This is a genomic window from Rothia sp. ND6WE1A (assembly GCF_001683935.1).
Classification (GTDB): Bacteria; Actinomycetota; Actinomycetes; order Actinomycetales; family Micrococcaceae; genus Rothia; species Rothia amarae.
This window is the reverse complement of record NZ_LXTU01000051.1, coordinates 80112-106198: the sequence shown is the minus strand read 5'-3', so window position 1 is coordinate 106198 and position 26087 is coordinate 80112. Positions and strand designations below refer to the sequence as shown.

25 protein-coding genes are annotated in these 26087 nt (G+C 50.1%); all 25 read left to right on the top strand.

What is annotated here, in order from left to right; genetic code table 11:
• Nucleotides 1-8 precede the first annotated feature (8 nt).
• The 25 genes from A7E48_RS06740 to metK all read left to right on the top strand — a co-directional run bounded on the left by A7E48_RS06740 (nucleotide 9) and on the right by metK (nucleotide 26080).
• Nucleotides 9-1361: a replication-associated recombination protein A gene (locus A7E48_RS06740; RefSeq protein ID WP_068171221.1), complete on the top strand. Its 1353-nt coding sequence runs from the start codon at nucleotides 9-11 to the stop codon at nucleotides 1359-1361.
• A 260-nt stretch (nucleotides 1362-1621) separates the two neighbouring features.
• Complete coding sequence (gene rpsD / locus A7E48_RS06735; RefSeq protein ID WP_068171218.1) at nucleotides 1622-2254, top strand: 30S ribosomal protein S4; 633 nt, start codon at nucleotides 1622-1624, stop codon at nucleotides 2252-2254.
• A 197-nt stretch (nucleotides 2255-2451) separates the two neighbouring features.
• The gene (locus A7E48_RS06730) at nucleotides 2452-2847 is read left to right on the top strand and encodes a DUF948 domain-containing protein (protein WP_068171215.1); all 396 of its coding nucleotides are present in this window, start codon (nucleotides 2452-2454) and stop codon (nucleotides 2845-2847) included.
• On the top strand, nucleotides 2844-3350 hold the full coding sequence (locus tag A7E48_RS06725; RefSeq protein ID WP_068171214.1) for a hypothetical protein: 507 nt from the start codon (nucleotides 2844-2846) through the stop codon (nucleotides 3348-3350). The genes A7E48_RS06730 and A7E48_RS06725 overlap by 4 nt, the downstream gene beginning before the upstream one ends.
• 63 nt (nucleotides 3351-3413) lie before the next feature.
• Nucleotides 3414-6098 carry an alanine--tRNA ligase gene (alaS, locus tag A7E48_RS06720; protein ID WP_068171211.1) on the top strand — a complete coding sequence of 895 codons (2685 nt, stop codon included), beginning with the start codon at nucleotides 3414-3416 and terminating at the stop codon, nucleotides 6096-6098.
• Nucleotides 6099-6103: 5 nt separating this feature from the next.
• Complete coding sequence (gene ruvX / locus A7E48_RS06715; protein ID WP_083147252.1) at nucleotides 6104-6661, top strand: Holliday junction resolvase RuvX; 558 nt, start codon at nucleotides 6104-6106, stop codon at nucleotides 6659-6661.
• On the top strand, nucleotides 6658-7857 hold the full coding sequence (mltG, locus tag A7E48_RS06710) for an endolytic transglycosylase MltG (RefSeq protein WP_233126017.1): 1200 nt from the start codon (nucleotides 6658-6660) through the stop codon (nucleotides 7855-7857). Before ruvX ends, mltG begins: the two co-directional genes overlap by 4 nt.
• Nucleotides 7858-7891: 34 nt before the next feature.
• Nucleotides 7892-8788: a shikimate dehydrogenase gene (locus tag A7E48_RS06705; protein ID WP_233126016.1), complete on the top strand. Its 897-nt coding sequence runs from the start codon at nucleotides 7892-7894 to the stop codon at nucleotides 8786-8788.
• A 104-nt stretch (nucleotides 8789-8892) separates the two neighbouring features.
• On the top strand, nucleotides 8893-10107 hold the full coding sequence (gene aroC, locus A7E48_RS06700) for a chorismate synthase (RefSeq protein WP_068171201.1): 1215 nt from the start codon (nucleotides 8893-8895) through the stop codon (nucleotides 10105-10107).
• A 51-nt stretch (nucleotides 10108-10158) separates the two neighbouring features.
• Nucleotides 10159-10746: a shikimate kinase gene (locus A7E48_RS06695; RefSeq protein WP_233126015.1), complete on the top strand. Its 588-nt coding sequence runs from the start codon at nucleotides 10159-10161 to the stop codon at nucleotides 10744-10746.
• A complete protein-coding gene (aroB, locus tag A7E48_RS06690; protein WP_068171199.1) occupies nucleotides 10739-11836 on the top strand; it encodes a 3-dehydroquinate synthase in 1098 nt (365 codons plus the stop codon). Before A7E48_RS06695 ends, aroB begins: the two co-directional genes overlap by 8 nt.
• Before the next feature lie 127 nt (nucleotides 11837-11963).
• Nucleotides 11964-12527 (top strand): elongation factor P, encoded by a 564-nt coding sequence (efp, locus tag A7E48_RS06685; protein ID WP_068171196.1) that lies wholly within the window; start codon nucleotides 11964-11966, stop codon nucleotides 12525-12527.
• 10 nt (nucleotides 12528-12537) lie between these two features.
• Nucleotides 12538-12948, top strand: a complete 411-nt coding sequence (gene nusB / locus A7E48_RS06680; protein WP_068171192.1) for a transcription antitermination factor NusB — start codon at nucleotides 12538-12540, stop codon at nucleotides 12946-12948.
• Between the two features lie 161 nt (nucleotides 12949-13109).
• Nucleotides 13110-13685, top strand: a complete 576-nt coding sequence (pyrR, locus tag A7E48_RS06675) for a bifunctional pyr operon transcriptional regulator/uracil phosphoribosyltransferase PyrR (protein ID WP_068171191.1) — start codon at nucleotides 13110-13112, stop codon at nucleotides 13683-13685.
• A 3-nt stretch (nucleotides 13686-13688) separates the two neighbouring features.
• The gene (locus A7E48_RS06670; RefSeq protein WP_068171188.1) at nucleotides 13689-14669 is read left to right on the top strand and encodes an aspartate carbamoyltransferase catalytic subunit; all 981 of its coding nucleotides are present in this window, start codon (nucleotides 13689-13691) and stop codon (nucleotides 14667-14669) included.
• A gap of 15 nt (nucleotides 14670-14684) precedes the next feature.
• Nucleotides 14685-15995, top strand: a complete 1311-nt coding sequence (locus A7E48_RS06665) for a dihydroorotase (RefSeq protein WP_068171186.1) — start codon at nucleotides 14685-14687, stop codon at nucleotides 15993-15995.
• Between the two features lie 10 nt (nucleotides 15996-16005).
• Nucleotides 16006-16527: a hypothetical protein gene (locus tag A7E48_RS06660; RefSeq protein WP_083147250.1), complete on the top strand. Its 522-nt coding sequence runs from the start codon at nucleotides 16006-16008 to the stop codon at nucleotides 16525-16527.
• A gap of 42 nt (nucleotides 16528-16569) precedes the next feature.
• Nucleotides 16570-17733, top strand: a complete 1164-nt coding sequence (carA, locus tag A7E48_RS06655) for a glutamine-hydrolyzing carbamoyl-phosphate synthase small subunit (protein WP_068171183.1) — start codon at nucleotides 16570-16572, stop codon at nucleotides 17731-17733.
• A gap of 24 nt (nucleotides 17734-17757) precedes the next feature.
• Nucleotides 17758-21060, top strand: a complete 3303-nt coding sequence (carB, locus tag A7E48_RS06650; protein ID WP_068171182.1) for a carbamoyl-phosphate synthase large subunit — start codon at nucleotides 17758-17760, stop codon at nucleotides 21058-21060.
• 2 nt (nucleotides 21061-21062) lie between these two features.
• Nucleotides 21063-21914 carry an orotidine-5'-phosphate decarboxylase gene (gene pyrF, locus A7E48_RS06645; protein WP_068171179.1) on the top strand — a complete coding sequence of 284 codons (852 nt, stop codon included), beginning with the start codon at nucleotides 21063-21065 and terminating at the stop codon, nucleotides 21912-21914.
• A 223-nt stretch (nucleotides 21915-22137) separates the two neighbouring features.
• Entirely contained in the window at nucleotides 22138-22452 is a 315-nt protein-coding gene (gene mihF / locus A7E48_RS06640; protein WP_068171176.1) for an integration host factor, actinobacterial type, read from the top strand.
• 9 nt (nucleotides 22453-22461) lie between these two features.
• The gene (gene gmk, locus A7E48_RS06635) at nucleotides 22462-23031 is read left to right on the top strand and encodes a guanylate kinase (RefSeq protein ID WP_233126014.1); all 570 of its coding nucleotides are present in this window, start codon (nucleotides 22462-22464) and stop codon (nucleotides 23029-23031) included.
• 138 nt (nucleotides 23032-23169) lie between these two features.
• Nucleotides 23170-23565: a DNA-directed RNA polymerase subunit omega gene (gene rpoZ / locus A7E48_RS10795; protein WP_083147249.1), complete on the top strand. Its 396-nt coding sequence runs from the start codon at nucleotides 23170-23172 to the stop codon at nucleotides 23563-23565.
• 19 nt (nucleotides 23566-23584) lie between these two features.
• Nucleotides 23585-24865, top strand: a complete 1281-nt coding sequence (coaBC, locus tag A7E48_RS06625) for a bifunctional phosphopantothenoylcysteine decarboxylase/phosphopantothenate--cysteine ligase CoaBC (protein WP_068171173.1) — start codon at nucleotides 23585-23587, stop codon at nucleotides 24863-24865.
• Between the two features lie 9 nt (nucleotides 24866-24874).
• Nucleotides 24875-26080: a methionine adenosyltransferase gene (gene metK, locus A7E48_RS06620; protein ID WP_068171172.1), complete on the top strand. Its 1206-nt coding sequence runs from the start codon at nucleotides 24875-24877 to the stop codon at nucleotides 26078-26080.
• Nucleotides 26081-26087: the final 7 nt, after the last annotated feature.

Genomic DNA, 26087 nt, shown 5'->3' with positions numbered 1-26087 from the left:
TATTTGATATGCCTGAACCAGAATCGGATGACGCTGAGCAGTTTGATGCCCGGAGTCGCCGTGGTCCGCTTGCCGTCCGTATGCGTCCGCGAAATCTGGATGAAGTGGTAGGGCAGAAGCACTTGCTCCATGCAGGGTCCCCACTGCGGGTCTTGGCTGGCGAATCTTCTGGTCCCGCTGGTCCGCAGTCAGTCATTCTCTGGGGTCCGCCCGGTACGGGGAAAACGACACTTGCACACGTCATCGCGCGGGGGAGCACTCGAAAATTTGTGGAACTTTCTGCAATTACTGCGGGTGTCAAAGACGTTCGTGCGGTCATGGAACAGGCACTCACTGACCGTGATTTACACGGAACCACGACAGTTCTATTTCTGGACGAAATCCACCGATTCACCAAGGCTCAACAGGATGCCCTCCTACCTGGAGTAGAAAACCGCTGGGTCGTACTTGTAGCCGCGACTACGGAAAATCCGTCGTTTTCGGTGATTTCTCCGCTTCTCTCTCGTTCCATCTTGCTCACATTACGGGGGTTAGAAGAAAGCGATATTGAGGAATTGTTGCAACGCGCGATGGAAGATTCACGAGGGTTCGGGGGCAAAATTGAGCTCAGCGACGAGGCGAAAGATCACATCGTCAAACTTTCTGCCGGCGATGCCCGTAAAGCGCTGACCAGCTTGGAAGCGGCAGTTGCTGTCGCTCACGGTGAGAACAGTGAGGATGTTCAGGCTGTAGTTAGTCTGAAACACGCCGAAGAAGCGCTGAACCAGGCATCCGTAAGGTATGACCGCAACGGGGATCAGCATTATGACGTAGTGAGCGCCTTCATCAAGTCGATTAGAGGGTCAGATGTTGATGCAGCGCTACACTATCTGGCGCGGATGATTTCAGCGGGAGAAGATCCACGGTTTATTGCTCGACGTCTGGTGGTCCATGCCAGCGAAGACATTGGGATGGCAGATCCTTCTGCACTCACCGTGGCGGTCAGCGCGGCGCAGGCGGTTCAGCTCATTGGTATGCCCGAAGCACGTATTAACCTTGCTCAGGCTACGATACATTTAGCGACCGCACCCAAATCTAACGGTGTAATTGCAGCGATTGATCAGGCGATGGCGGATGTCAAACAGGGCAATGCCGGGGTGGTTCCAGTTCATCTCCGGGACGCTCACTATGGGGGAGCGAGCCAGATGGGGCATGGAAAAGGTTACATCTACCCTCACGATGTTCCTTATTCTGTTGCGCAACAACAGTACCTTCCAGATGCTCTCGAAGGACGCCGCTACTACAGACCGACAGAAAACGGCCATGAACGATCTATAGGTGCTCGGCTAAAAAATATCTATTCTTTGCTCAAAGGGAAGTAAATCCGTGAGTCATGCCACCTGAACAAACTAGAAATTAATCTAGCTAAGTGTTGTTCTGCTCTGTAAAGTAGAACTTTGGCTGGCAAGCAATCAAAAACGCAAGAGAATTCTTGATCACTGGGTTGTTGTAGTGAGGAGTGCGGCTGCTCCGAACTCTCCGCTGCACGAAATGTGTGCAGATTCTGGAGGCCAAGCCAATACAGAATAAATGGTGTTGGGGGAGTAAGTCTCCTAATACCAACCGCTATGAAAGGTAAATTGTGGCTAATCATAACCGCACCCGCCGTACCGTGCGTCAGTCCCGTGCCCTGGGCATTGCACTGACCCCTAAGGCAGAAAAGTACTTCGAGCGCCGTCCTTACGGCCCCGGCCAGCACGGTCGTGCCCGCAAGAAGCAGGACTCGAACTACGCCGTACAGCTTCGTGAGAAGCAGCGTTTGCGCGCGCAGTACAACATCCGCGAAGCTCAGATGCGTCGTGTCTACCTCGAAGCTAAGCGCATTGAGGGTCAGACCGGTAAGAACATGATCGAGATTCTCGAGACTCGTCTTGACGCTCTTGTACTTCGTGCAGGTTTTGCTCGCACCATCGCTCAGGCTCGTCAGGCCGTTGTGCACCGTCACATCATGGTTGACGGCGTTCGTGTTGACCGTCCTTCCTTCAAGGTTAAGCCCGGTCAGCTCATTCACGTACACCCCAAGTCTGAAAAGATGACCCCCTTCCAGGTTGCAGCAACCGGTGAGCACCAGGCAGTATTGCCCGACACCCCTGCATACTTGAACGTGGAAATCGAAAAGCTTCACGCAAAGCTGGAACGTGCACCTAAGCGCGAGGAAATCCCCGTGACCTGCGAAGAGCAGCTCGTAGTTGAATACTACTCACGCCTGGCATAATCCAAGCCTCGAAAGGCCCGCATTCATTCGTGAATGGCGGGCCTTTTGTTTATCGAGTGGATAGTCGACAGTTCCTCTCTACGTGAGAGAAAGCGCATTTCGTGCGCGAAAGGTGCGTTGTTGCAACGTGGTGTCGTAGTATTGTTATCAAATCGTGTCATTTTGTCCTAGCGGCAACCGGTCTGAAGAAGGAGCCTATGAGCGGAGCAGATATCGCAGGTCTGATTGCAGCTCTAGTTTTTGCGATACTAGTGGCATTGCTGGCAAAGCCTATCCTTAAACTGACCGCAGTATTTGAGGAGCTAATCATTACAATTCGCTCGCTCAATGGCGAAGCTACTCCTTTGATCGGAGAACTCACTAAAACCGTCCAGACAACCAATTCGCAGCTTGAAAAGGTTGATGATATTACCAATAACGTTTCTGACGCTTCAGCGAATGTTTCGGCACTTTCATCGCTGGTCACCTCTACGGTAGGACAACCCCTCATTAAGGTTGCTTCTTTTTCTTATGGTTTGAAGAAAGCAATGCGTGGAGACGACGGGACTGAGCAAGCCCAGAACCCGCATACCTCAGGTGGTACTGACCAATGAGTTTTCTCAAAAATTTGTCCCTGATTGTGGGTGGAGCTGTAGCTGGCTTTGCGGTATCCAAGGTGGCTTCCACACCATTTTCTGCTGAAAATAACTCCGCACTTCTGCGAAAGAACCCCGGCACATTAGCGCAAACCACTAATTTGGAGGGAACCTTGTCACGATTCTTCGATTCACCACTGGGTCAACGCCTTCAGCCATATGCGCTGAAATCTATGGATTTTGCCGGCAAGGTAAAGCGAGGCATGGACGAGCGAGAAGCGCAGCTCAAGAATCAGTTCGCTGAACAAAAGTCTGATTCCCGACCAGGAGCGGTCGACGAATGGCAGCTTCCGTATACTCCCCAGAACTTGCAAGATTACTCGCACCCTTCTCGCGACGTCATCGACGGAGACACGCAGGTAGCACAGCAGAGTTCACTGGGCGCTGACAGCGATTCAGCCAGCGCCACCCGCGCACGAATAGCCCGCGACGAGACTCTGGGCAAAGACTTTTTTGCATAGTCCTTCGACTAATAGACTTTCAATAAACTTTTCGAAATTTTTCACAACGTAAGGAAAACCGACATGCTTTCACAGGAAATCACGAAGCGCTGGATTGATTTCTTTGAGGAACGCGGTTGCACCCCGGTGCCTTCAGCATCCCTCATTTCTCATGAACCTGGTGCGATGTTCACCATTGCAGGTATGGTTCCCTTTATTCCTTACTTCTTGGGTCGAGAAACTCCTCCTTTTAGCCGTGCAGCTTCAGTTCAGAAGTGCATCCGTACGTTGGATATTGACGAAGTCGGTAAGACAGCTCGTCACGGAACCTTCTTCCAGATGGCTGGAAATTTCTCCTTCGGCGATTACTTTAAAGAAACCGCTATTCCTTGGGCATATGAACTACTCACTTCTCCCCAAGAATCCGGTGGTTTCGGGCTTGATCCAGAGCGGCTCTGGGTCACCATCTATGAGGGTGATGAAGAAGCATTCGAGATTTGGACCAAAAAGGTTGGCTTCCCTGAATCTCGTATCCAGCGGATGGGTATGGCTGAGAACTACTGGTCAACAGGTCAGCCCGGCCCTGCTGGGCCTGACTCCGAAATTTTCTACGACCGCGGCCCCGCCTACGGTAAAGAGGGCGGCCCCGCAGCTGACGATGATCGCTATATCGAAATCTGGAACCTCGTCTTCATGCAGTACCAGCGTGGCGAAGGTACCGGTAAAGATTCATTCGAGATTCTAGGAGAGTTGCCTTCTAAGAATATTGATACTGGTTTGGGCGTTGAGCGTCTGGCTATGTTACTTCAGGGCGTAGAGAACTTCTACGAAACCGATCAGGTTCGTCCTGTTCTAGATGCGGCATCAGAGCTTGCAGGCAAGAAATACCATGGGTCCGAGTCAGCTCAGGATGAAGGTTACGAAAATGATGTGCGGATGCGTGTGGTCGCCGATCATATTCGTTCCTCATTGATGCTTATTTCAGATGGTGTTATTCCTTCCAACGAAGGTCGCGGTTACATTCTGCGTCGCTTGATGCGCCGTGCAATCCGCGCTATGCGTCTTTTGGGCGTCACTGAGCCTTGTCTTCCTGTTTTGTTCCCCGCGTCGCGCGATGCAATGAAGGGTGCCTACCCAGAGGTTGCAGAAGATTTCGAGCGTATCTCACGCATTGCATATGCTGAAGAAAAAGCTTTCTTGCGAACCATCGAATCCGGCACCGAGCGTCTTGAAGAAGCTGTAAAGCACGCCAAATCAACGGGCAAGTCCCTCGTTTCAGGTGAAGAAGCGTTTGCTCTGCATGATACTTACGGATTCCCCATTGACCTCACACTTGAAATGGCTGAAGAAGCTGGCGTGAAGGTTGATGAGACTTCATTCCGTGCGTTGATGGAAGAACAGCGCCATCGCGCTCAGGCCGATGCTAAGGCTAAGAAGGGCGCATTCGAGGATCTTTCCGCTCTTCGCCAGCTAGCTAACGAGCGTGGATCGGTCTTCACTGGTTACACAGAGCTCAAAACTGAGACTATTTTGCGTGCAATTTTGAAGGATGGCGCGAGTGTTCCCGCTGCTTCAGCGGGCGAGAAAATTGAAGTTGTCTTGGACGAAACTCCGTTCTACGCAGAATCTGGCGGCCAGGCGGCGGACACAGGCGTCATTTCAGGTAACGGTTTCACCATTGATATTTCAGATGTGCAGCAGCCAGTGAAGGGTCTGTCTGTCCACCGCGGTGTAGTACGTGAAGGTGAAGTAGCCACCGGTAGCTCTGTAGTGGCGCACGTGGACGAACAACGTCGCCGTGACGGTGAAAAGGCTCACTCAGGTACTCACATTATTCACGCAGCCTTGCACCAGGTATTAGGCAATGAAGCCACCCAGCGCGGCTCTTTCAATAAAGAAGGTTACCTCCGCTTTGACTTTGCTTGGAATGAAAGGTTGAGCGATTCAGTCCAACGCGAGGTGGAAGAAGTAGCAAATACTGCTATCCGCGACAATTTCTCTACAATCACCCGTGAGATGCCTCTTGACGAAGCGAAAAAGCTAGGTGCTATGAGTCTCTTTGGTGAGAAATATGGTGATATTGTGCGCGTAGTTGAAATGGGCGGTGACTTTTCCCGAGAACTTTGCGGTGGTACCCACGTCAACTCCTCCGCAGAAATTGGTTCTTTGACCCTGCTCACTGAACAGTCTGTAGGTTCTGGTAACCGTCGTGTGGAGGCTCTTGTTGGGCTGGACTCTTTCAACCATCTGGCGGCTGAGCGAACCTTGGTAAACCAGCTCACTGGAATGTTGAAGGTTCAGTCATCAGCCGATTTGCCTGAAAAACTGAATCAGACTCTGAATAAACTGAAAACTGCGGAAAAAGAGCTGGAGAAACTCCGTAAGGAAAAGCTTCAGAGCGAAGCCGGCAAGTTGGTGGAAAAGGCTGAGTCCATTGGGTCTGTGCGCGCACTGCTTCACAATGCAGGTGAGCTGTCTGCGAATGAGGTTCGTGGTCTAGCGCTTGACCTTCGCAACCGCCTGGGTGAAGACCCCGCAGTGGTTGCTGTTATTGGCATCAATAACAATCGCCCCGTCATCCTTGTTGCTACGAACGAGGGCGCTCGTGAAGCCGGAGTGAAAGCAGGTGCGCTAGTACGCGTAGCTGCGGGAGTTCTTGGCGGCGGAGGCGGCGGTAAAGACGACGTTGCCCAAGGCGGCGGTCAAGATGCGTCCAAGATTGACGACGCTTTTGTAGCCATCCGCTCAGCAATAGCCGATACGAAATAAAAACTGTGGCTTTTACTCGAGGTGTACGTTTGGGGGTCGATGTGGGAAATGCCCGCGTCGGCGTCGCAAAGTGCGACCCTGATGGAATTCTCGCCACCCCGCTGAAGACTCTCCGACGCGATGCTAAAAAGAATTCGGATCGTAAAGTTCTTCGTACTCTGATAAGAGTTAACGAAGTAACGGAAGTATTCGTCGGTTTACCCCGCACTATGCGTGGTGGCGAGAGCCCTTCCACCGAAATGGCAAAAACCTACGCGCAAGCCTTGGTACACGAGCTATATGAGGAGGGAATCACTATCCCTGTGTGGTTAGTAGATGAGCGTCTTACCACGGTAAGTGCCCACCGTTCGCTGCACGAAGCAGGGGTCAGCACCCGAGATTTCAAAACTATGGTAGATCAGGTTGCAGCAATCAATATTTTGCAATTTGCAGTTGATTCGCTAAAAGCTGGTCAAAATGTAGCTGGGTATAAGGTTGAGATTGACCCGAGTTTAGCTATACAAGACGCCGATTCAGCACATGTAACTGCTGGCGACGAACAGGATACGGAGAACCCGAGTTGAGCGATTCATCAAAGCGCCGCCCGCAGGAACCCGAGAACCTTAGAATGCTTCTCAATTCGAATGACGAAGACCAGCGCGAGGGTATTCTAGGGCTCTCTGTTGAGCACGATGAATACACCCAAGAGGAGCGTCGTCGCCTTAAAGCGCGCCGTCGAAATACTCTTATTACCGCAATTTTGGTTTTTTCTGTTGCACTGGTGATGATTGTGGCAATCCTTGCTCCTCAGCAGGGGTGGTTCAAACGCAAGGACTATCGCGGTGACGGCAACGGAACCACTGTTAGCTATGTTGTGCCCGACGGCGCAACGAACGTTCAGATTGCCACGGATCTAGAGGCAGACGGCGTGATTGCTGATGCGGGTCGATTCCTCGAAGAATACAATCAGATGGGCAAAGAACAGTTTATTCAGCCCGGTGAGTACCAGCTCGAAAAGGAAATGAGCTCAGAAGCTGCCTTGCATTCGTTGCTGAATCTGGATCAGGCAAATAAGAACTATGTTGCTATCAACCAGACCTGGCGTTCGAGCGAAACTTATGAGGCAATATCAAAGGCTACTGGTATTTCGGTTCAAGAGTTTAAAGATTTAGATCAGCATCCTGAAAAATTTGGGATTCCATCTAAGTTCCCGTCTCTTGAGGGCTGGTTGCACCCTGGAGAGTACTACTTTGAAAAGGATGCCTCCGCAGAGCAAATTATTCAGACGTTAGTAGATAAGACGAATGACGTTCTTAAAGAAGAAGGCGTGGAGGGCGACGATCGTATTTTCCATGTTCTGACTGTTGCATCAATCCTCGAATTCGAAGGTCTGGAGAAAGACTATCCGGCGATTGCTGGTGCCATCGAGAACCGTATGAATAATCCCGAGGGTGAAACCAGCGGTTATATTCAGTCCGATGCCACCGTTGCTTATGGCTTGGGTAAGAAGACCTTCCAGATCTCAACGGAGCAGAAGAACGATGCATCTAATAAGTACAACACCTTCTACTACAAGGGACTGCCTGTAGGCCCCATCGGTTCACCTGCGAATGCTGCTATCAAGGCTGCATCGAATCCAGAAAAGAATGATTACTACTTCTGGGTGACCGTCAATACGGTGACCGGTGAAACCAAGTTTGCTAAAACCTACGCAGAACACCTCCAAAATGTGGATGAGTATGAGAAATGGTGTTCTCACAATGAAGGTAAGTGTGCCTAGGGGAAACGAAAACATCATTCGGGGGAGAGCGTTTGTGTTGGGTCAACCGATCCAACACTCGCTCTCACCCTTATTGCATCAGGCAGCGTACAGTTTCTTGGATGTACCTATTGACTATGCGCGCTGGGAAACCGCCGAATCTGATATAGCACATCGCTTCGGCACAGTCCCAGCACAGTTAAATATCCGCGGTTACTCCGTTACCATGCCACTGAAAAAAGCAGTTTTTAACTATGTAGACAGGGTAGGAGATTTTGCTCAGGCTATTGGTGCAATCAACACGGTGTATTGGCGTGAAGAAAAGGGACAACCTATTTCATATGGTCATAACACCGATGTCGCGGGAATCCTTAATGCTTTAGATTGGGCAGGAGCACAAAGGTCCTCGCAGGTTCCTCGAGCTATTTTGGGGGGCGGAAATACCGCGGCATCAGCATTAGCCGCGTTGAGGGTGCTAGGTTCCCGGCAAGTAGATATGTATGTGCGGAATCAGGTGAAGGCTCAGTCCTTAATACCTATTGCTGATTCACTCGACATTAAATTAGATGTTTTCCCTCTGGAATACTTCCCTTGCCTGGCCTCCCAATATGCTACCGTCATTTCTACTCTGCCTGCTGGTGCAGCAGATTCGTGGGTGCCTCAATTAACGAATGTGCTTGAAGGTGATTTGTTAGATGTGTCGTATGATCCCTGGCCATCTGCACTCGCTCTTCAATGGAATGAGTTAGGGGGCTCAGTTGTATCAGGCAAAGATATGCTTCTCTATCAAGCAATTGATCAGATTAAGTTATTCATTGGTGGTACCCCCTCTCAGAAGCTTCCCCATGAACTAGAAATGATGAACGCAATGTGCGACTCAATTTCGATTCCACCCAGAGATCGGTTGAGAACCTGGGCTATTGATCCTGAGGCTTCAATATCTAGCCTCTAACTCCTCATGGATTGAACCTAAAGTTTGGTTTCTAGAGGATTCTTTGTAGGCTATTTAAAACAGTAGTGCGCTATGCACCCATTTGACGAGAAGGAATCCCACTTATGTTGCGTTGGCTGACATCTGGCGAATCCCACGGTGAGGCTTTGGTTGGCATCATCGAAGGTGTACCTGCCGGTGTTGAACTTACTTCTCAGATGGTTCGAGATGCTCTTGCTCGACGACGCCTGGGCTACGGTCGTGGGGCGCGCATGAAGTTTGAAGAGGATAAAGTTCGCATCTTGGGTGGAGTGCGTCATGGTAAAACTATGGGTGGTCCAATCGCCATAGAAATCGCGAATACCGAATGGCCCAAATGGGTGGACGTCATGAGCGCCGACCCGGTAGACCAGGAAAAACTAGAGGGCCGTGCCCGCAACGCTGCTTTGACCCGTCCTCGACCGGGACATGCAGATTTTGCTGGTATGCAAAAATACGGATTTGATGAGGCACGACCTGTTTTAGAACGGGCTTCGGCACGTGAAACTGCTACTCGCGTAGCTTTGGGTGTTGTCGCGGCACAGGTACTGAGAGAACTCGGTATCTCAACTGTCAGCCACACCACTGCGATTGCTGACGTCGAAGCGCCATCTGATGCTCCTCGCCCCCTGCCGTCTGATGTTGATTACTTAGATCAAGATCCTTTGCGTTGCTTTGATGTAACAACTTCAGAGCGGATGGTTGAAACTATTGATAAGGCGCACAAGGATGGCGAAACCCTTGGTGGTGTCGTTGAGGTTCTTGCATACGGATTGCCTCCTGGGCTGGGGTCATATGTCCATTGGGATCGTAGACTAGATGCCCGTCTAGCGGCTTCCCTGATGGGTATCCAAGCTATTAAGGGCGTCGAAGTAGGGGACGGCTTCCTCACTGCTCGTCGTCCGGGTACGGGTGCTCACGATGAAATAAGTGTTGGTCCCGACGGCGTCAAAAGAGATTCTAATCGTGCAGGTGGTATTGAAGGGGGCATGTCTATCGGCGATCTTCTCCGTGTTCGCGCAGCCATGAAGCCTATCGCTACCGTTCCCAAGGCTCTAAAAACTATCGATACCAACACTGGTGAACCTGCACGTGCCCACCATCAACGATCCGATGTTTGTGCAGTACCAGCTGCAGGGGTAGTTGCTGAAGCTATGGTTTGTCTTGTTTTGGCTGAGGCCGCTCTGGAAAAGTTTGGGGGAGATTCCATTGCTGAAACGCGACGGAATATGGATACCTACCTTCAAGCAATTCCTGAAGAACTTGCGTGGGAATCCAATGTGACTGGTTGGGATCGTTAAAACATGGAGCCCGAGATTCCCCGCGGGCAGGCTAATTTATCTTCACGAGACTTGCCTGATCCCCAGAAGGTAAGAGAAGTCCAAGAGGATTATCTAGAAAAGAAACGCCCTCTTATTATCATTGGTCCCATGGCGGCAGGTAAGTCGTATATTGGTACGCATTTTGCCCGCTTTTACGGGTTTTCCTTTGTGGACGCTGACCACCTGATTGTTGAAAAATACGGTCCTATTTCTGAAATTTTTGAGGAAAGAGGAGAAGAGTTTTTTCGGAAGGTAGAAGCCGAAGTTATCTCTGAAGTATTGACCTCGCCTCATTTTAGAAACTGTGTTTTTTCATTAGGAGGAGGCGCTCCTATGTCCGATGCAGTAGCACGTCTACTTCGCGGTGAACAGGTTGTTTATATTCAGGTAGATGCTGAAACTGTTCGTCCACGTATTGAACACAATAAGAATAGACCGCTGCTTCAACCCCATCCGGTTCAGAAGTGGTCAGAGATTTTTGAGCAACGCGCCCACCGTTATGAAGAGCTTGCAAGCTATATTCTGGATGCTCGGGGTGGGCGACCCATAACTGAGATGGCTGCGGAACTTTATGAGTTTTTGCAGAAAGAACGTTCTGAGGAAGATATCAATGAGTGAAAATTCTGCACCCACCACCATCCATGTTTCTGGTAAACAGCCATCGGAACATTACGACGTTCTCGTGGGTGATAATCTGTTACCACAGCTACCGAGCATTCTGGGGCATCGGGTAAAAAAGATTTTGGTGATTCATCCCAGGGCTTTACGGTCTACCGGCGAACTCGTGATGGAAGATTTACGTTCTGCAGGATATGAGTCTTTTAGTGCTGAAATCCCCGACGCTGAAGAAGGTAAGCATCTTCAGGTGGCAGGTTTTTGCTGGCAGGTGCTCGGCCAGAACGATTTCACTAGAACCGACGCGGTCATTTCTGTAGGAGGTGGCGCCGTCAGCGACTTGGCAGGATTCGTAGCGTCCACGTGGATGCGAGGTGTGAAGGTTATTCATATCCCGACAACTTTGCTGGGGATGGTGGATGCTGCGGTCGGGGGAAAGACCGCTATAAATACGGCGGAGGGCAAAAACCTTGTCGGCACTTTCTATCCTCCGCTTGCTGTCCTCTGCGAACTGGGAACTTTACGAACATTGCCGGAAAATGAGTTGCTCACGGGTATGGCTGAGGTCATCAAATGTGGGTTTATCGCGGATTCTAAGATTCTTGATCTCATTGAAAATAACCCAGAAAAAGTTCGCGACTCACAATCTGAGGTAGTGCGCGAACTCATTGAGCGCTCTATTCGAGTTAAGGCTGAGGTAGTTTCAGAGGATTTGAAGGAAACCGGTCGCAGGGAGTTCCTCAATTACGGGCATACCCTCGGTCACGCCATCGAACATGCTGAACGCTACCAGTGGCGTCATGGAGCTGCAGTAGCAGTAGGTATGGTTTTTGCCGCCGAGCTCAGTCTGGCTGCGGGATATTTGAACGAGAAAACTGTAGACCGCACCCGAGAGATTTGCGCTTCATTAGGATTACCCACTACCTACCGCGCAGATAAATGGGCGCAACTTTTGGAGACCATGCGTCGAGATAAAAAAACAAGAGGCAACCTGTTGCGATTTGTTGTCTTAGAAGAAATTGGGAAACCGCGTATCTATGAAGTGCCCGATGAATCTATTCTCTTTGCTACCTTCCAAGAAATTTCAGAATAACTTGTGAATCACAGACCACAGATTATCGCTGTACTATAAAACATATTTTCTGCCTTGAGCCGGCTATTCGCGTTACAATGGCAAAGAATCTTTTGATACTTGAAAATTCCAAACATAGGAGAGTCGGTTGGCTACTACCAACGATATTAAAAACGGAACCGTCTTGAAGATTGACGGTAATCTCTGGTCAATCATCGAATTCCAGCATGTGAAGCCCGGTAAAGGTGGCGCCTTCGTTCGCACTAAGATGCGCAACGTTACCTCCGGCAAAGTAGTTGATAAGACTTTCAACGCTGGTGCAAAGATTGAGACCGCAACCGTTGATCGCTCTGACTACCAGTACCTTTACCAGGACGGCGACGACTATGTCTTCATGGACAACAAGACCTACGATCAGATTAATGTTCCCAGCACTGTTGTAGGCGATGCTGCTAACTACATGCTCGAATCACAGATGGCAACTATTGCATTGCACGAAGGATTGCCCCTCTACATTGAGCTTCCTGCTTCTGTTGTTTTGGAAATTACTTACACCGAGCCGGGACTACAGGGCGACCGCTCAACCGGTGGCACCAAGCCTGCGACTGTTGAAACCGGCGCTCAGATTCAGGTTCCTTTGTTCCTGGAAACTGGCACCAAAGTCAAAGTAGATACTCGCACCGGTGAATATCTCGGTCGCGTCAACGACTAATTAGGATACTGTGAACTCACGGACAAAAGCACGCCTTCGGGCACTTGAAGTATTGTTCGAAGCTGAACAAAGAAACGACGACATCATGGATGTACTCGTTCGCCGTCGTATGTACACTTCGGCTCAAATCTCAGCTTATTCTGAACAGATGGTGCGCGGTGTACGTGACCATGATGAAGAAATTCGCGAATATATTGAAACCTATTCGCAGGGTTGGACGATGGATCGTATGCCTAGCGTAGACCGGGTAGCTCTCCGTTTGGGAACATGGGAATTATTGTTTAACGACGAGGTTCCTGATCCTGTTGCTATTTCAGAAGCAACAGGTTTGGTCAGAACTCTTTCAACAGATGATTCACCTAAGTTTGTTAACGGTTTGCTGGATCGTTTGCGTCAGGTTAAACCAACTTTGCTTGCATAGATTAAATGGAGTAGCGCATCAAAGCGTTACTCCATTTTTGCCATGAGCAGGTACGCCATATCGCCAGTCGGTGGTTTCATCGGGGTTGGGGCGTGGTAAATTATTGAATTGAGCAAGCAACCTTTAAATCCGTCCTGTGAGGCGGGGAAGGAGGCCGGCATATGAGTAATACAGAGCAGAAGGCTCGCATCATACTCAATGAAGCCGACATCAACCGTGCGCTGACACGCATTGCCCATGAAATTCTTGAGGCGAATAAAGGCAGCGAAGACATAATTCTGATGGGTATTCTCCGCAAGGGGTACCCGCTCGCTCAGCGTTTGGCTGAAAAAATAGCCCAGGCAGATTCTTCTTTTTCTGCTTCCCAATGCCTGGGGCAGTTAGATATCACGATGTATAGAGACGACCTGCTGAAGATTCCCGGTCGTTCTCCTGAGCCCACTCAGCTTCCTGCTGTTGGAATCGATGGTAAAAAAATTGTGCTGGTGGACGACGTCTTGTATTCCGGTCGTACAATACGAGCAGCTCTAGATGCATTGAAAGACTATGGACGCCCCGATATTGTGCGTCTTGCTGTGTTAGTAGATCGTGGTCATCGTGAATTACCAATCCGAGCAGACTTCGTCGGTAAGAACCTACCCACATCTTCAGATGAAAAAGTAAAGGTTTATCTTGGCGATACCCCCAACGTTGAAGATCGAGTTGAAATTATGCAAGCTGAGAAGGCGGGGGAGTAGACCATGAAACATCTTTTAGACACCCGAGATCTTTCTCTAGAGGATGCTCTCAATATTCTTGATACTGCCGATTACATGCGGGAAGTTGGCACGAGGACCGTCAAAAAACTTCCAGCTTTGCAAGGTCGGACCGTCGTTAATCTCTTCTTTGAGGACTCCACTCGAACCCGTCTTTCCTTTGAAACAGCTGAGAAGCGTCTTTCGGCAGACATTATTAATTTTGCTGCTAAAGGGTCTTCGGTCTCTAAGGGCGAATCCCTGAAGGACACTGCGCAGACTCTAGCAGCTATCAACGCTGATGCGGTGGTAGTGCGCCATAGTGCGTCAGGAGCTCCGCAGCGTTTAGCTGAAGCAGGATGGATTGACGTTCCAATTCTTAACGCTGGCGACGGAACTCATGCCCACCCCACGCAGGCGCTCTTGGACGCAATGACTTTGCGTCAATTCAGAGAATCGGTCACTGGCATTCCGACAAGAGGATCAACGCTGGAGGGCATGCGGGTAGCAATCGTGGGAGATATTCTGCATTCGCGCGTTGCACGCTCAAACATGTGGTTGCTGCATACCTTGGGCGCTGAAGTAGTTTTCGTGGCCCCTCCAACTTTGCTACCTATCGGAGTTGAAGACTGGCCTTGCGAGGTCTTCTATAGTTTCGATGAAGCAATGGAAACAGATCTGGACGCAGTCATGTTGCTCCGCATCCAGATGGAACGCATGAATGCAGCATTCTTTCCGAGCGTTGAAGAATATTCACGTTTGTGGGGTCTTACCCCTGAACGATTCAGAACGCTGGATAAATCGAAACAAGAGACCGCAATTTTGCATCCTGGTCCCATGAATCGTGGATTAGAAATTTCTTCGATTGCTGCTGATTCCCAGCAATCTTGGGTTCTCCGGCAGGTTAACAACGGTGTATCCGTACGAATGGCTGCCCTTTATCTCTTGATGACCGGCGGTTCTTCCGCAGATTTTCAAACCCACTAAATGCTGAAAGAGCTAATGATGACTTCAAAATACCTCATCAAAAACGTTTCAATTCTCGGTGAAAATACCTCCGATATCTTCATTGAAGACGGAAAAATTGCACGTATCGCATCTTCACTGGAAGCCCATGACGCAACCGTCATGGATGGCGAGGGGCTCATAGCGCTTCCAGGCCTAGTGGATTTGCATACACATCTTCGTGAGCCTGGTCAAGAAGATGCAGAGACAGTCGAAACCGGTACACAAGCAGCGGCTTTGGGCGGTTATACCGCAGTCTTTGCCATGGCAAATTCAAAACCTGTTGCTGATACTGCTGGTGTGGTCGAACAGGTTCTTGAGTTGGGCAAAGATTCCGGATGGGTGAAAGTGCAGCCAATCGGCGCTGTTACTCAAGGTCTCAAAGGTGAAAAACTCTCTGAGATGGGAGCTATGGCCGATTCCCGTGCCCAGGTTCGAGTGTTCTCCGATGACGGCATGTGCGTATGGGATCCAGCCCTGATGCGCCGGGCTCTTGAATATGTGAAGACCTTTAATGGCGTGATTGCCCAGCATGCACAGGAACCCCGCCTCACTGAAAATGCTCAAATGAATGAAGGCAAAGTTTCTGCAGAACTTGGCTTAGCTGGCTGGCCTGCCGTCGCCGAAGAATCCATCATCGCACGCGACGTCTTACTCGCAGAACATGTGAACTCCCGCCTCCATATTTGCCACCTTTCAACAAAGGGCTCGGTAGAAATTGTACGTTGGGCCAAGGAACGGGGAATCAACGTCACCGCAGAAGTTACCCCGCACCATCTCCTGCTAACTGATGAACTGGTGCGTACATATGATCCGGTCTATAAGGTAAATCCTCCTCTTCGCACAGAGGAAGATGTAATGGCTCTGCGCCGGGCAGTAGCTGAGGGCATCATCGATATCATTGGCACGGATCATGCCCCGCATCCACTTGAGGCTAAGGACTGCGAATGGGCATGCGCAGCCAACGGCATGACAGGGCTCGAGCAGGCACTTTCAATCGTGCAAAAAACTCTGGTAGATACAGGGCTCATTTCATGGTCTCGAGTTGCAGAAATTATGAGCTCTAAACCAGCCGAAATCGGTTTAGCTTCCGATCAAGGGCGTCCACTTGCAGAAGGTGAACCTGCAAACATTGTGCTGATAGATCCTCATGCAGAGCGGATTATCAATCCTCAGGAACAGGCAACTAAGGGTAAAAATAATCCCTACCGGAGTATGCATGTTCCCGGTGCCGTCCGGGCAACCTTCTTTGAAGGACACCCCACAGTTCTTGACGGTGCACTAGCAACCCCGCATACCCAGCGATAGGATACAGAGTTTGGGAAGCAAACTAATACCAACCCTCATCTGCATCGCCATCATTTTCTTGGTGATTGCGCTCATGAAACGGGGATGGAGTAACCGCCAGAAAAGTCAGAAAAGCTGGGGGAAACTCTCAGAAGTTCCTCTGCAATACGATGAGAAAAATCCTCTCGCAGTGTTTCCTGGAACCTATGTGTGTACAACTCTAGAAGGCGATTGGCTAGAACGTGTTTCTGTTGAAAGTCTCGGCGTGAAATCAGCCGGTCAACTCTTCATTTTTGATGACGGTCTCATTATTTCTCGTGATGGAGCCCAAGACATTTATCTCTCTGCCTCAGAGATTCAAGGTGTCCGAACGGAATCCGGTGTTAACGGAAAATTCGTGGAAAAAGACGGGCTCCTAGTCGTGAGCTGGTTATTTGGGAACCACCCGGTGGACTCGGCGTTTCGCACTCAATTCTCAGAAGACAAAAAAACAGCTCAGCGCATGATTCTTGATCTTGCTCCTGATGCGTTTACCGTACTTCCCCATTCTTAGACAGAACAGCTATTGCTGCTGACTTTCAGTTAGGACATTATGATGACCAACAAAACCGCTCAGCGTAACGACGCCGTCTTGGTACTTGAAGATGGCACAGCCTTTCGTGGCCGTTCCTACGGTGCTCAGGGGACTACCCTTGGTGAAGCCGTATTTTCAACGGGCATGACCGGCTACCAAGAAACATTGACGGACCCTTCGTATGCTGGGCAAATCATCGTGCAAACGGCCCCTCACATTGGTAACACTGGCGTGAACGCTGAAGATGCAGAATCTCGCAAAATTTGGGTAGCTGGTTATGTGGTGCGGGACGCCGCACGTCGTCCTTCAAACTGGCGCTCCGAACTTTCTCTCGACGACCATCTAGTAGAGCAGGGCGTTGTTGGCATCCGGGGGATTGATACACGCGCATTGACCCGCCATTTGCGTGATGTTGGTTCCCTGCGTGCAGGTATCTTCGGTGGGGAAGAGGCTAATCGCCCCATAGCTGATCTGGTAGAAAAGGTTAAGGCTTCTGAGCCCATGGCCGGGCGCAAGCTAGCGGAATCGGTTTCTATTTCACAGACCGAAGTTGTTGAACCAGCGGATTGGGGCTGGGATAAGCCTGTTGTAGCAGAACTTGCAGCTCTTGATTTGGGCATCAAAGCAATGACTCCCAAGCGATTTGCTGAACGTGGCGTGCGCGTCCATGTTTTGCCAGCTACCAGCACTATCGAAGATATTCGGGCGATTAATCCTGATGGTTTCTTCATCTCAAATGGTCCTGGTGATCCGGCTACCGCAGATGAGCAAGTAGAACTCCTTCAGGATGTTCTCAGAGAAAAACTGCCATTCTTCGGTATTTGCTTTGGCAACCAGATTCTTGGCAGAGCCTTAGGATTCGGTACATATAAGCTCAAATTTGGTCACCGTGGAATCAACCAACCGGTGATGGACCGCACCACCAATAAGGTAGAAATTACCGCTCAGAATCACGGCTTCGCAGTGGATGCTCCTTTGGATGGTCCTACAGAGGCTCCCCAGAATGAATTTGGCCGGGTGGAAGTTTCCCACATCGGGCTCAACGACAACGTGGTGGAAGGACTCCGTTGCCTCGACATTCCTGCATTTTCCGTTCAGTACCACCCAGAAGCTGCAGCGGGACCGCACGATGCGGCCTACCTTTTTGACCGCTTTGTAGACCTCATGCTCGAGCACAAGAACTAAGACGAACGAAGGAAATAATAGATTATGCCACGCAGAAAAGATCTCAATTCCGTTCTGGTAATTGGTTCCGGCCCGATTGTTATTGGACAGGCAGCAGAGTTTGATTACTCTGGTACGCAGGCACTACGAGTGTTGAAAGAAGAAGGCGTGCGCGTCATTCTCGTCAACTCGAATCCCGCGACCATCATGACTGACCCCGAGTTCGCCGATGCAACCTACATCGAACCCATCATTCCCGAGGTTATCGAGAAGATCATCGCCGAGGAAAAGCCCGACGCTATCCTGCCAACCCTCGGCGGCCAGACTGCATTGAACGCAGCCATCGAACTTGATGCCGCAGGTGTGCTGGAAAAGTACAACGTAGAGCTTATCGGAGCAAACATTGAGGCTATCAACCTCGGCGAAAACCGCGAAGCCTTCAAAGGCGTAGTAGAACGTGCCGGCGGCGAATCCGCGCGATCTGAAATTGTGCACTCGATGGAAGAGGCGTTGAAGGCTGCTGAAATCCTCGGATACCCCATGGTTGTTCGCCCATCCTTTACCATGGGTGGTCTCGGCTCAGGTCTTGCCTACAACGAAGAAGACCTTTACCGCATTGCCGGCGCGGGTATCCAGTACAGCCCCACCAGCGAGGTTCTGCTTGAGGAATCCATCCTCGGATGGAAAGAATACGAACTGGAAATGATGCGCGATAAGAACGACAACGTGGTAGTTGTCTGCTCTATCGAGAACTTCGACCCTGTGGGCGTGCATACAGGCGATTCCATCACCGTAGCACCTGCACTCACTCTGACCGATCGCGAATATCAGAAGCTACGCGATATTTCTATCAACGTTATTCGTGAAGTCGGCGTGGACACTGGTGGATGCAACATCCAGTTCGCGGTTGACCCACAGACCGGGCGCATCATTGTTATTGAAATGAACCCTCGTGTATCTCGCTCGTCCGCGCTAGCATCGAAAGCCACTGGTTTCCCGATTGCAAAAATCGCTACCAAACTGTCTTTGGGTTACACTCTGGATGAAATTCCCAACGATATCACCCAGAAGACACCGGCGTCCTTCGAGCCAACCCTCGACTACGTCGTCGTGAAGGTTCCCCGCTTCGCTTTCGAGAAATTCCCCGCGGCTGACTCTACGTTGACTACCACTATGAAGTCTGTAGGCGAAGCGATGGCAATGGGCCGTAACTTCACTGAGGCACTTCAAAAAGCAATGCGATCGCTGGAGCAGAAGGGATCATCTTTCTCTTTCAAGAAGGAGAATCTTTCAGCGGATCAGATTAATGAGTTGCTCGAAGCGATGAAAGTCCCTACCACCGAGCGTATTCACCAGGTACAGCGCGCGTTGCTGGCGGGAGCGACTCTCGAACAAATTCATGAAGCAACAAAGATTGATCCCTGGTTTATCGATCAGCTACAGCTTCTGAACGAAGTCGCTGAAGAAATCACTCAGGGCTCTCTCGACGAAAGTTCGCTACATCTGGCTAAGCGCCACGGGTTCTCTGATGCACAAATCGGCGAGATTTGCGGACACAGCGAAGAAGTAGTCCGCGGTATTCGTCATGCACTTAATATCCGCCCAGTCTTCAAGACTGTGGATACCTGTGCAGCAGAATTCGAAGCTTTCACGCCCTATCACTACTCTTCATATGACTTAGAAGATGAAGTCGCAGAACACGAAAAGCCTTCAATCATGATTCTGGGTTCCGGTCCGAACCGCATCGGCCAGGGTATTGAATTTGATTATTCCTGTGTGCATGCCTCCATGGTGCTGCGCCAGGCAGGCTATGAAACTGTCATGGTTAACTGCAATCCCGAAACAGTTTCGACCGACTACGACATTTCAACTCGCCTGTACTTTGAGCCGCTCACCCTTGAGGATGTTCTGGAAATTGTAGAAGCTGAACGTCGAACCGGCGGTCTCCTGGGTGTCTTCGTACAGCTAGGTGGTCAGACTCCGTTGAAGCTTGCCCAGGCTTTGAAGGACGCAGGAATTCCGATTCTTGGCACCACCCCTGAAGCTATTGATCTTGCCGAAGATCGCGGTGAATTCTCCCGTGTGCTGGAAAATGCAAATCTTCTCTCGCCCAAGAACGGGACTGCCTATACTTTCGAGAACGCGAAGCGTATTGCGGATGAAATTGGCTACCCCGTACTAGTTCGCCCGTCCTATGTGTTGGGCGGTCGCGGAATGGAAATTGTGTATGAGGAAGAACAGCTCGCACGCTATTTAGAAAATGCAACCGAGGTTTCTCCCTCGCAACCTGCGCTCATCGATAAGTTCCTTGAGGACGCCATCGAAATTGACGTAGACGCACTCTACGACGGCGAAGAGATGTACCTTGGCGGCGTCATGGAGCACATCGAAGAAGCTGGCATTCACTCAGGCGACTCTGCATGTACACTGCCACCGATTACATTGGCTCCCGACGTCATCGATCGAGTCAAGGATGCTACATTCAAAATTGCTCAAGGTGTTGGCGTCAAGGGTCTCATCAATATCCAGTTTGCTCTTCAGTCGGATATTCTCTACGTAATTGAGGCGAATCCCCGTGCATCACGCACCGTTCCTTTTGTTTCGAAGGCAACGGGCGTACAAATGGCTAAGGCGGCCGCTCTCATCGGAACGGGTAAGACTATTACTGATCTGAAAAAAGAAGGCATTCTGCCCACGGCAATGGACGGCGCTTCGTTGCCTGCAGAGACCGCCATCGCGGTCAAAGAAGCTGTTCTGCCCTTCAGCCGTTTCCGCACTCCAGAAGGCATCGTTGTGGATTCCCTGCTGAGCCCAGAGATGCGTTCGACGGGCGAAGTTATGGGCTTGCACCGCAACTTCGACGCTGCTTTTGCTAAAGCGGAGGCAGCCATTGGAGCGCCCCTTCCCACCGAAGGTAAAGTATTTGTTTCGGTTGCCAACAAGGATAAGCGCAGTTCTATTATTTACGTGCGCATGCTAGAGAATCTTGGGTTTGAAATTGTTTCTACCGGGGGGACTGCCGATGTGCTGCGTCGTAATGGCATTTCTTCCACTGTTGTTCCTAAGATTCAAGAAACCCAGAACGGTGAGAAATCTATTGTAGACATGATTAATGCCGGAGAAATCGCGTTGATTCTCAATTCGCCTAGCGGAGGCGGACAGGCGCGAGGAGATGGCTATGAGATTCGAGCAGCAGCCACTTCCTTGGGTGTCCCGATTGTAACCACCGTGTCCGAATTTGGCGCAGCGGTACAGGGTATACAGGCAATGCGTGAGCCGAGCTGGGAAGTCATGAGCCTCCAGCAACATGAATCTTCCTTACTCGACGCTCAGAAGGCACGTGGCTAATTATGAACACGAATCTAGGTTTTGGGGATCGGCTAGCTCAGGCAATGAAGTCATCGGGGCAGTTATGCGTGGGCATCGATCCCCACCCTGGATTGTTGCAGCAGTGGGGGCTGGAAGATACCCCTGCAGCTCTGGCAACTTTCTCGGAAAAGATCTTGGACGCCGCTCGGGGACGGGTCGCTGCAGTCAAGCCTCAGGTAGCGCTTTTTGAACGACATGGTTCAGAGGGTTTTAAAGTCTTGGAAGAGGTGCTGGCTGAAGCGCGACAACTGAATATCTTGATGATTGCCGATGCAAAGAGGGGAGATATCGGATCTACCATGTCTGCCTATGCAGATACCTGGCTGGGGGAGAGAAGCCCTCTTTCCACTGATTCAGTGACTCTCAGCCCTTATTTGGGTTTCGAGTCTCTTCGCCCTGCATTAGACCTAGCGCAGCAGCATGATAAAGGTACTTTTGTATTAGCTCTGACTTCTAATCCCGAGGGTAAAACCATTCAGCATGTAGGGCAGACTAATTCAGTCGCCAAACAAATCATCGAAGCCGCTACGGAAGAAAACTCACGGCAAGGATTCGAAACAATGGGCTCTTGCGGATTGGTTGTAGGCGCCACGGTGGGGGAAGCCCTGCGTGAGCTGGAGATTGATTTATCTCAATTCAACGGACCTATTTTGGCACCTGGCTATGGTGCTCAAGGAGCAAGTGCGGCGTCGCTATTCGCTACTTTTCACGGTAGTGAGAGCCAGATTTTGGTCAATTCAAGCCGTGGAATCCTACGACACGGTCCATGTGTTGAAGCTCTCATTGATTCGATCGAATTAGCAAATTCGGACTTATTGAAATCTAATAGCTGACACTTCAATATGGCGTCGTCGTTTATTTGATTGAATTCTGAATTGGTTAGTACAAACAAAGTAGTTACTCACAAGTAATACAAAAAACTATGTCCCCCTAAGTGTTAGATTAAAGCTAACCGATAGGCAATGTGGAACGTTCCTAAGGGTACGTTCCACATTTGTTTTCGGAAAGGTTCGCACCTATTAATCACTTCGCTTATACCTACAAAGGGGAATAAAAATGGCACTTCGCCCACTCACCGAAGAAGAACGCGCAGCAGCTCGCGAAAAAGCAAAAGTTGCACGCACTATCCGCGCAGAAGTAAAAGATTCCATCAAGAATCGTAAAATCACCATCTCTGAAGTTCTTGAGCGTTCCGATTCTGATGAAGCAGTGAGTAGACTCAAAGTAACCGATTTGCTGATGGCTCTGCCCAGCATCGGGGAAGTTCGCGCAGAGGCAATTCTGCGGGAGTTGAATATTGCAACATCGCGCCGCCTGCGTGGACTAGGTGTTCACCAGCGCCGCGCACTCATTGATTATCTAGAACGGTAGGCGATATACGTGACTGAAATAAAGAATCAATTGACGGTGCTGGCAGGCCCCACAGCAGTCGGCAAGGGAACCGTCTCTCAATATATTCGGGAGCATTATCCCGAAGTTTGGTTCTCAGTTTCAGCCACCACACGCGATCCGCGACCGGGGGAAGAAGAAGGCGTTCACTATTACTTTGTATCGGATGAGGAATTCGATTCGATGGTGGAGAATCGCCAAATGCTTGAATGGGCTCAGGTTCATAACAGCTATCGATACGGCACGATGCGGTCTATGGTCAACAGGGCATTGGAAGCGAACCGTCCAGTGTTGTTGGAAATTGACTTGCAAGGTGCCCGGCAAATTCGCAATAACATGCCTGAAGCAAACCTCATTTTCCTTGCTCCTCCTAGTTGGAATGAACTCGTGAATCGCCTCGTGGGAAGAGGTACCGAATCAGCCCAAGAACAAGAGGCCCGTTTAGAAACTGCCAAAATTGAATTGGCTGCGGAACCTGAATTTGACCACACCGTGATTAACGACGACGTCGCAACAGCGGCTGAGCAAATTATTCAGCTCATGGGTATATCTCGGTCCTAAAACAAAAACCTGTGCTTCTCCCCACCTGGAGAGCACAGGTTTTTTAATGCAAAAACAGCTAGTGTTCGATATACTTGTCCTTTGTCTTGTGCATGCTTAAATCAGAGTATGCAGTGATCAATTTTTATTGGAGTATTCGTGGCAAACGCACACAATGAAGAAGGAATCATCAATCCCAGCGCGGATGCCCTCATCGAGAAGGCGGAGTCCAAGTATGGTTTGGTGATTTTTGGCGCTCGTCGTGCCCGCCAGATTAATGCTTACTACTCACAGCTACATGACAACCTATTTGATCATGTTGGTCCGTTGGTGGATAGCGAGCCCAATGAGAAGTCGCTTTCCGTTGCTATGCGTGAAATCAACGAAGGTCTCATTCAGAACCACCATGTTGTTGATGGAAAGTTCGACGAAAACGGCGACTTGATTCATGATGCTGAACCTTCGGCTTTCCTTGCCGGTGATTTCTATCTTGAAGAATTTGGTTCGGCTGCTGAGGTTGAGTACGTAGATCCTTCAGCAGAGGCTTCAGAGTAAGCGTACCGTCTCAGATAAGATGCGTATTGTAGTTGGTATTGGAGGGGGCATCGCGGCTTATAAAGCCACGATGCTCCTTCGCTTATTCTCTAAAGCTGGTCATGAAGTAATCGCCATGCCCACTGAAGCGGCTCTTCAGTTCATTGGTAAGCCCACGCTGGAAGCTCTGAGTTCGAATCCTGTCTCCACCTCAGTTTTTGAGCGGGTGGAGGATGTAAACCATGTCCGTCAAGCTGATGAAGCTGATGCAGTGGTCATCGCTCCTGCAACCGCTGATTTAATGTCTCGATTAGCGCAGGGTCGTGCAGACGATTTACTGACTGCTACGGTTTTGACAACTCATGCTCCCGTCATCTTGGCCCCTGCTATGCACACGCAGATGTGGGAGCATCCAGCCACGCAAGAAAATGTGCAGAGACTACGCTCTTTTGGTTATGAAATTATCCCACCTGCGCATGGACGCTTAACCGGCCCTGATTCGGGCGTGGGGAGGATGCCTGAACCTGAAGACATTTTCTCCGCCGCATTGGAAGTAATCGAACAACGTGGGGAACTCTCTTCCCTGACAGATCCCAATTCCTTAGCGTTAGATGGTAAGCGTGTTGTTATTACAGCAGGCGGTACCCGCGAGCCGCTTGATCCGGTAAGGTTCTTGGGTAATAAGTCATCGGGAAAGCAGGGGATAGCCCTTGCCCAAGTGGCTCAACGAATGGGTGCAGAGGTTAAACTCATCTGTGCACATGTTGATATTGATATTCCAGAAGATATTTCTACGGTCAGAGTATCTACTGGATTGGAACTCAAAAATCAGGTTGAGAATTTATCCCGAGATGCCGACATTCTTATCATGGCAGCAGCAGTAGCTGATTTCAGACCGGTTGCTTATGAAGAATTTAAGATAAAGAAAAACGCCGATACCAATGATGCTCCAACCATCGAGCTGGTTCGCAACCCTGATATTCTGCGTGAGATAGTGGTGCGACGTCAGCAGGAGAAACAGCAACAACCAGCCGTCATCGTTGGGTTCGCCGCAGAAACAGGATCTGCGGAGAAGAGTTATCTGTCTCTCGGACGAGAAAAGCTTGTGCGTAAAGGCTGTGATTTTCTCGCCGTCAACGACGTCAGCAACAATGCGGGGTTCGGCACTGATAGTAATGCGTTGACTATCCTGAGTAAATTTAATAATCAAGAGATTCATTGTGAGGGAACTAAGGAAGAAGTTTCTTCAGAACTGTTGCTGGCGGTGGCCCAGCATCTCAGTGAACCTTTGACCAGTTCTTCCCAGCGAGTTAGCGAGTAGAGTAGATACGTGACTTCTTCTAATACCTCTCATTTAAGATTGTTTACCAGTGAATCGGTAACAGAGGGACACCCCGATAAAATCTGTGACCAGATTTCGGACTCTATTCTGGACGCACTCCTAGAAAAAGATCCTCATTCCAATGTTGCCGTGGAAACAATGGTTACCACCGGTCAAGTCCATGTGGCTGGCGAAGTAACGACTAACGCTTATGTAGAGATTCCTTCTATTGTGCGTCAAACAATCTTAGATATTGGCTATAATTCCTCCACCCATGGTTTTGACGGGGAGTTCTGTGGCGTCTCCGTCTCTATCGGCGAGCAGTCTCCTGATATCAACGCAGGCGTATACAATTCTTTGGAAATTCGACAGGGATCCGACGACGAACTGGATAAGCAGGGCGCAGGAGATCAGGGCATCATGTTCGGCTACGCGTCGAATGAGACAGATGTTCTCATGCCAGCTCCTATCTGGCTAGCACATCGTCTCTCAGAACGCCTGACCTCCGTTCGCAAGGATGGCTCGCTAGAAGGCCTACGACCAGACGGCAAGACTCAGGTTACCTTGGGATATGACGGCGACCGCCCCGTTTCAGTTGACACTGTGGTGGTATCCACTCAGCATGTCCGCGATTACGATTTGAGGGATCTTGAAACCGATATCAGAAATCATGTTATTTCTCCGGTTCTTGATGGATTAGACCTTGATACCTCTCACACCAAATACATCATTAACCCCGCAGGTCAATTTGTTCAGGGAGGACCTGTGGGTGACGCCGGTTTGACCGGTCGTAAGATTATTGTCGATACCTACGGCGGTTTCTCCCGCCACGGCGGTGGCGCGTTTTCTGGTAAGGACCCTTCTAAGGTTGACCGATCCGCTGCTTATGCAATGCGCTGGGTGGCAAAGAACGTGGTGGCAGCTGGATTGGCTGATCGTGCAGAAGTTCAGGTTGCATATGCTATCGGGCAGGCATCACCCGTTGGGTTGTATGTCGAAACATTCGGCACGGAAAAAGTTGCTCCGGAAAAAATTGAGAACGCTATCCGAGAAGTCTTTGACTTGCGCCCCCTGGCAATTATTCGAGATCTAGATTTGCGACGCCCCATTTACGCACAAACCGCGGCAAACGGTCACTTTGGGCGTGAAAATGCGAACTTTACCTGGGAGCGGACAGACCGAAAAGATGATTTACTCTCCGTTGTTAATGGCTAAAATAGGT

Bases quoted from the DNA above. Each gene is read 5' to 3' on its own strand.
- A7E48_RS06740 (WP_068171221.1), top strand. From the start codon at position 9: ATGCCTGAACCAGAATCGGATGACGCTGAGCAGTTTGATGCCCGGAGT.
- A7E48_RS06730 (WP_068171215.1), top strand. From the start codon at position 2,452: ATGAGCGGAGCAGATATCGCAGGTCTGATTGCAGCTCTAGTTTTTGCG.
- A7E48_RS06725 (WP_068171214.1), top strand. From the start codon at position 2,844: ATGAGTTTTCTCAAAAATTTGTCCCTGATTGTGGGTGGAGCTGTAGCT.
- alaS (WP_068171211.1), top strand. From the start codon at position 3,414: ATGCTTTCACAGGAAATCACGAAGCGCTGGATTGATTTCTTTGAGGAA.
- aroC (WP_068171201.1), top strand. From the start codon at position 8,893: ATGTTGCGTTGGCTGACATCTGGCGAATCCCACGGTGAGGCTTTGGTT.
- aroB (WP_068171199.1), top strand. From the start codon at position 10,739: ATGAGTGAAAATTCTGCACCCACCACCATCCATGTTTCTGGTAAACAG.
- pyrR (WP_068171191.1), top strand. From the start codon at position 13,110: ATGAGTAATACAGAGCAGAAGGCTCGCATCATACTCAATGAAGCCGAC.
- A7E48_RS06670 (WP_068171188.1), top strand. From the start codon at position 13,689: ATGAAACATCTTTTAGACACCCGAGATCTTTCTCTAGAGGATGCTCTC.
- A7E48_RS06665 (WP_068171186.1), top strand. From the start codon at position 14,685: ATGATGACTTCAAAATACCTCATCAAAAACGTTTCAATTCTCGGTGAA.
- carA (WP_068171183.1), top strand. From the start codon at position 16,570: ATGACCAACAAAACCGCTCAGCGTAACGACGCCGTCTTGGTACTTGAA.
- carB (WP_068171182.1), top strand. From the start codon at position 17,758: ATGCCACGCAGAAAAGATCTCAATTCCGTTCTGGTAATTGGTTCCGGC.
- pyrF (WP_068171179.1), top strand. From the start codon at position 21,063: ATGAACACGAATCTAGGTTTTGGGGATCGGCTAGCTCAGGCAATGAAG.
- mihF (WP_068171176.1), top strand. From the start codon at position 22,138: ATGGCACTTCGCCCACTCACCGAAGAAGAACGCGCAGCAGCTCGCGAA.
- coaBC (WP_068171173.1), top strand. From the start codon at position 23,585: ATGCGTATTGTAGTTGGTATTGGAGGGGGCATCGCGGCTTATAAAGCC.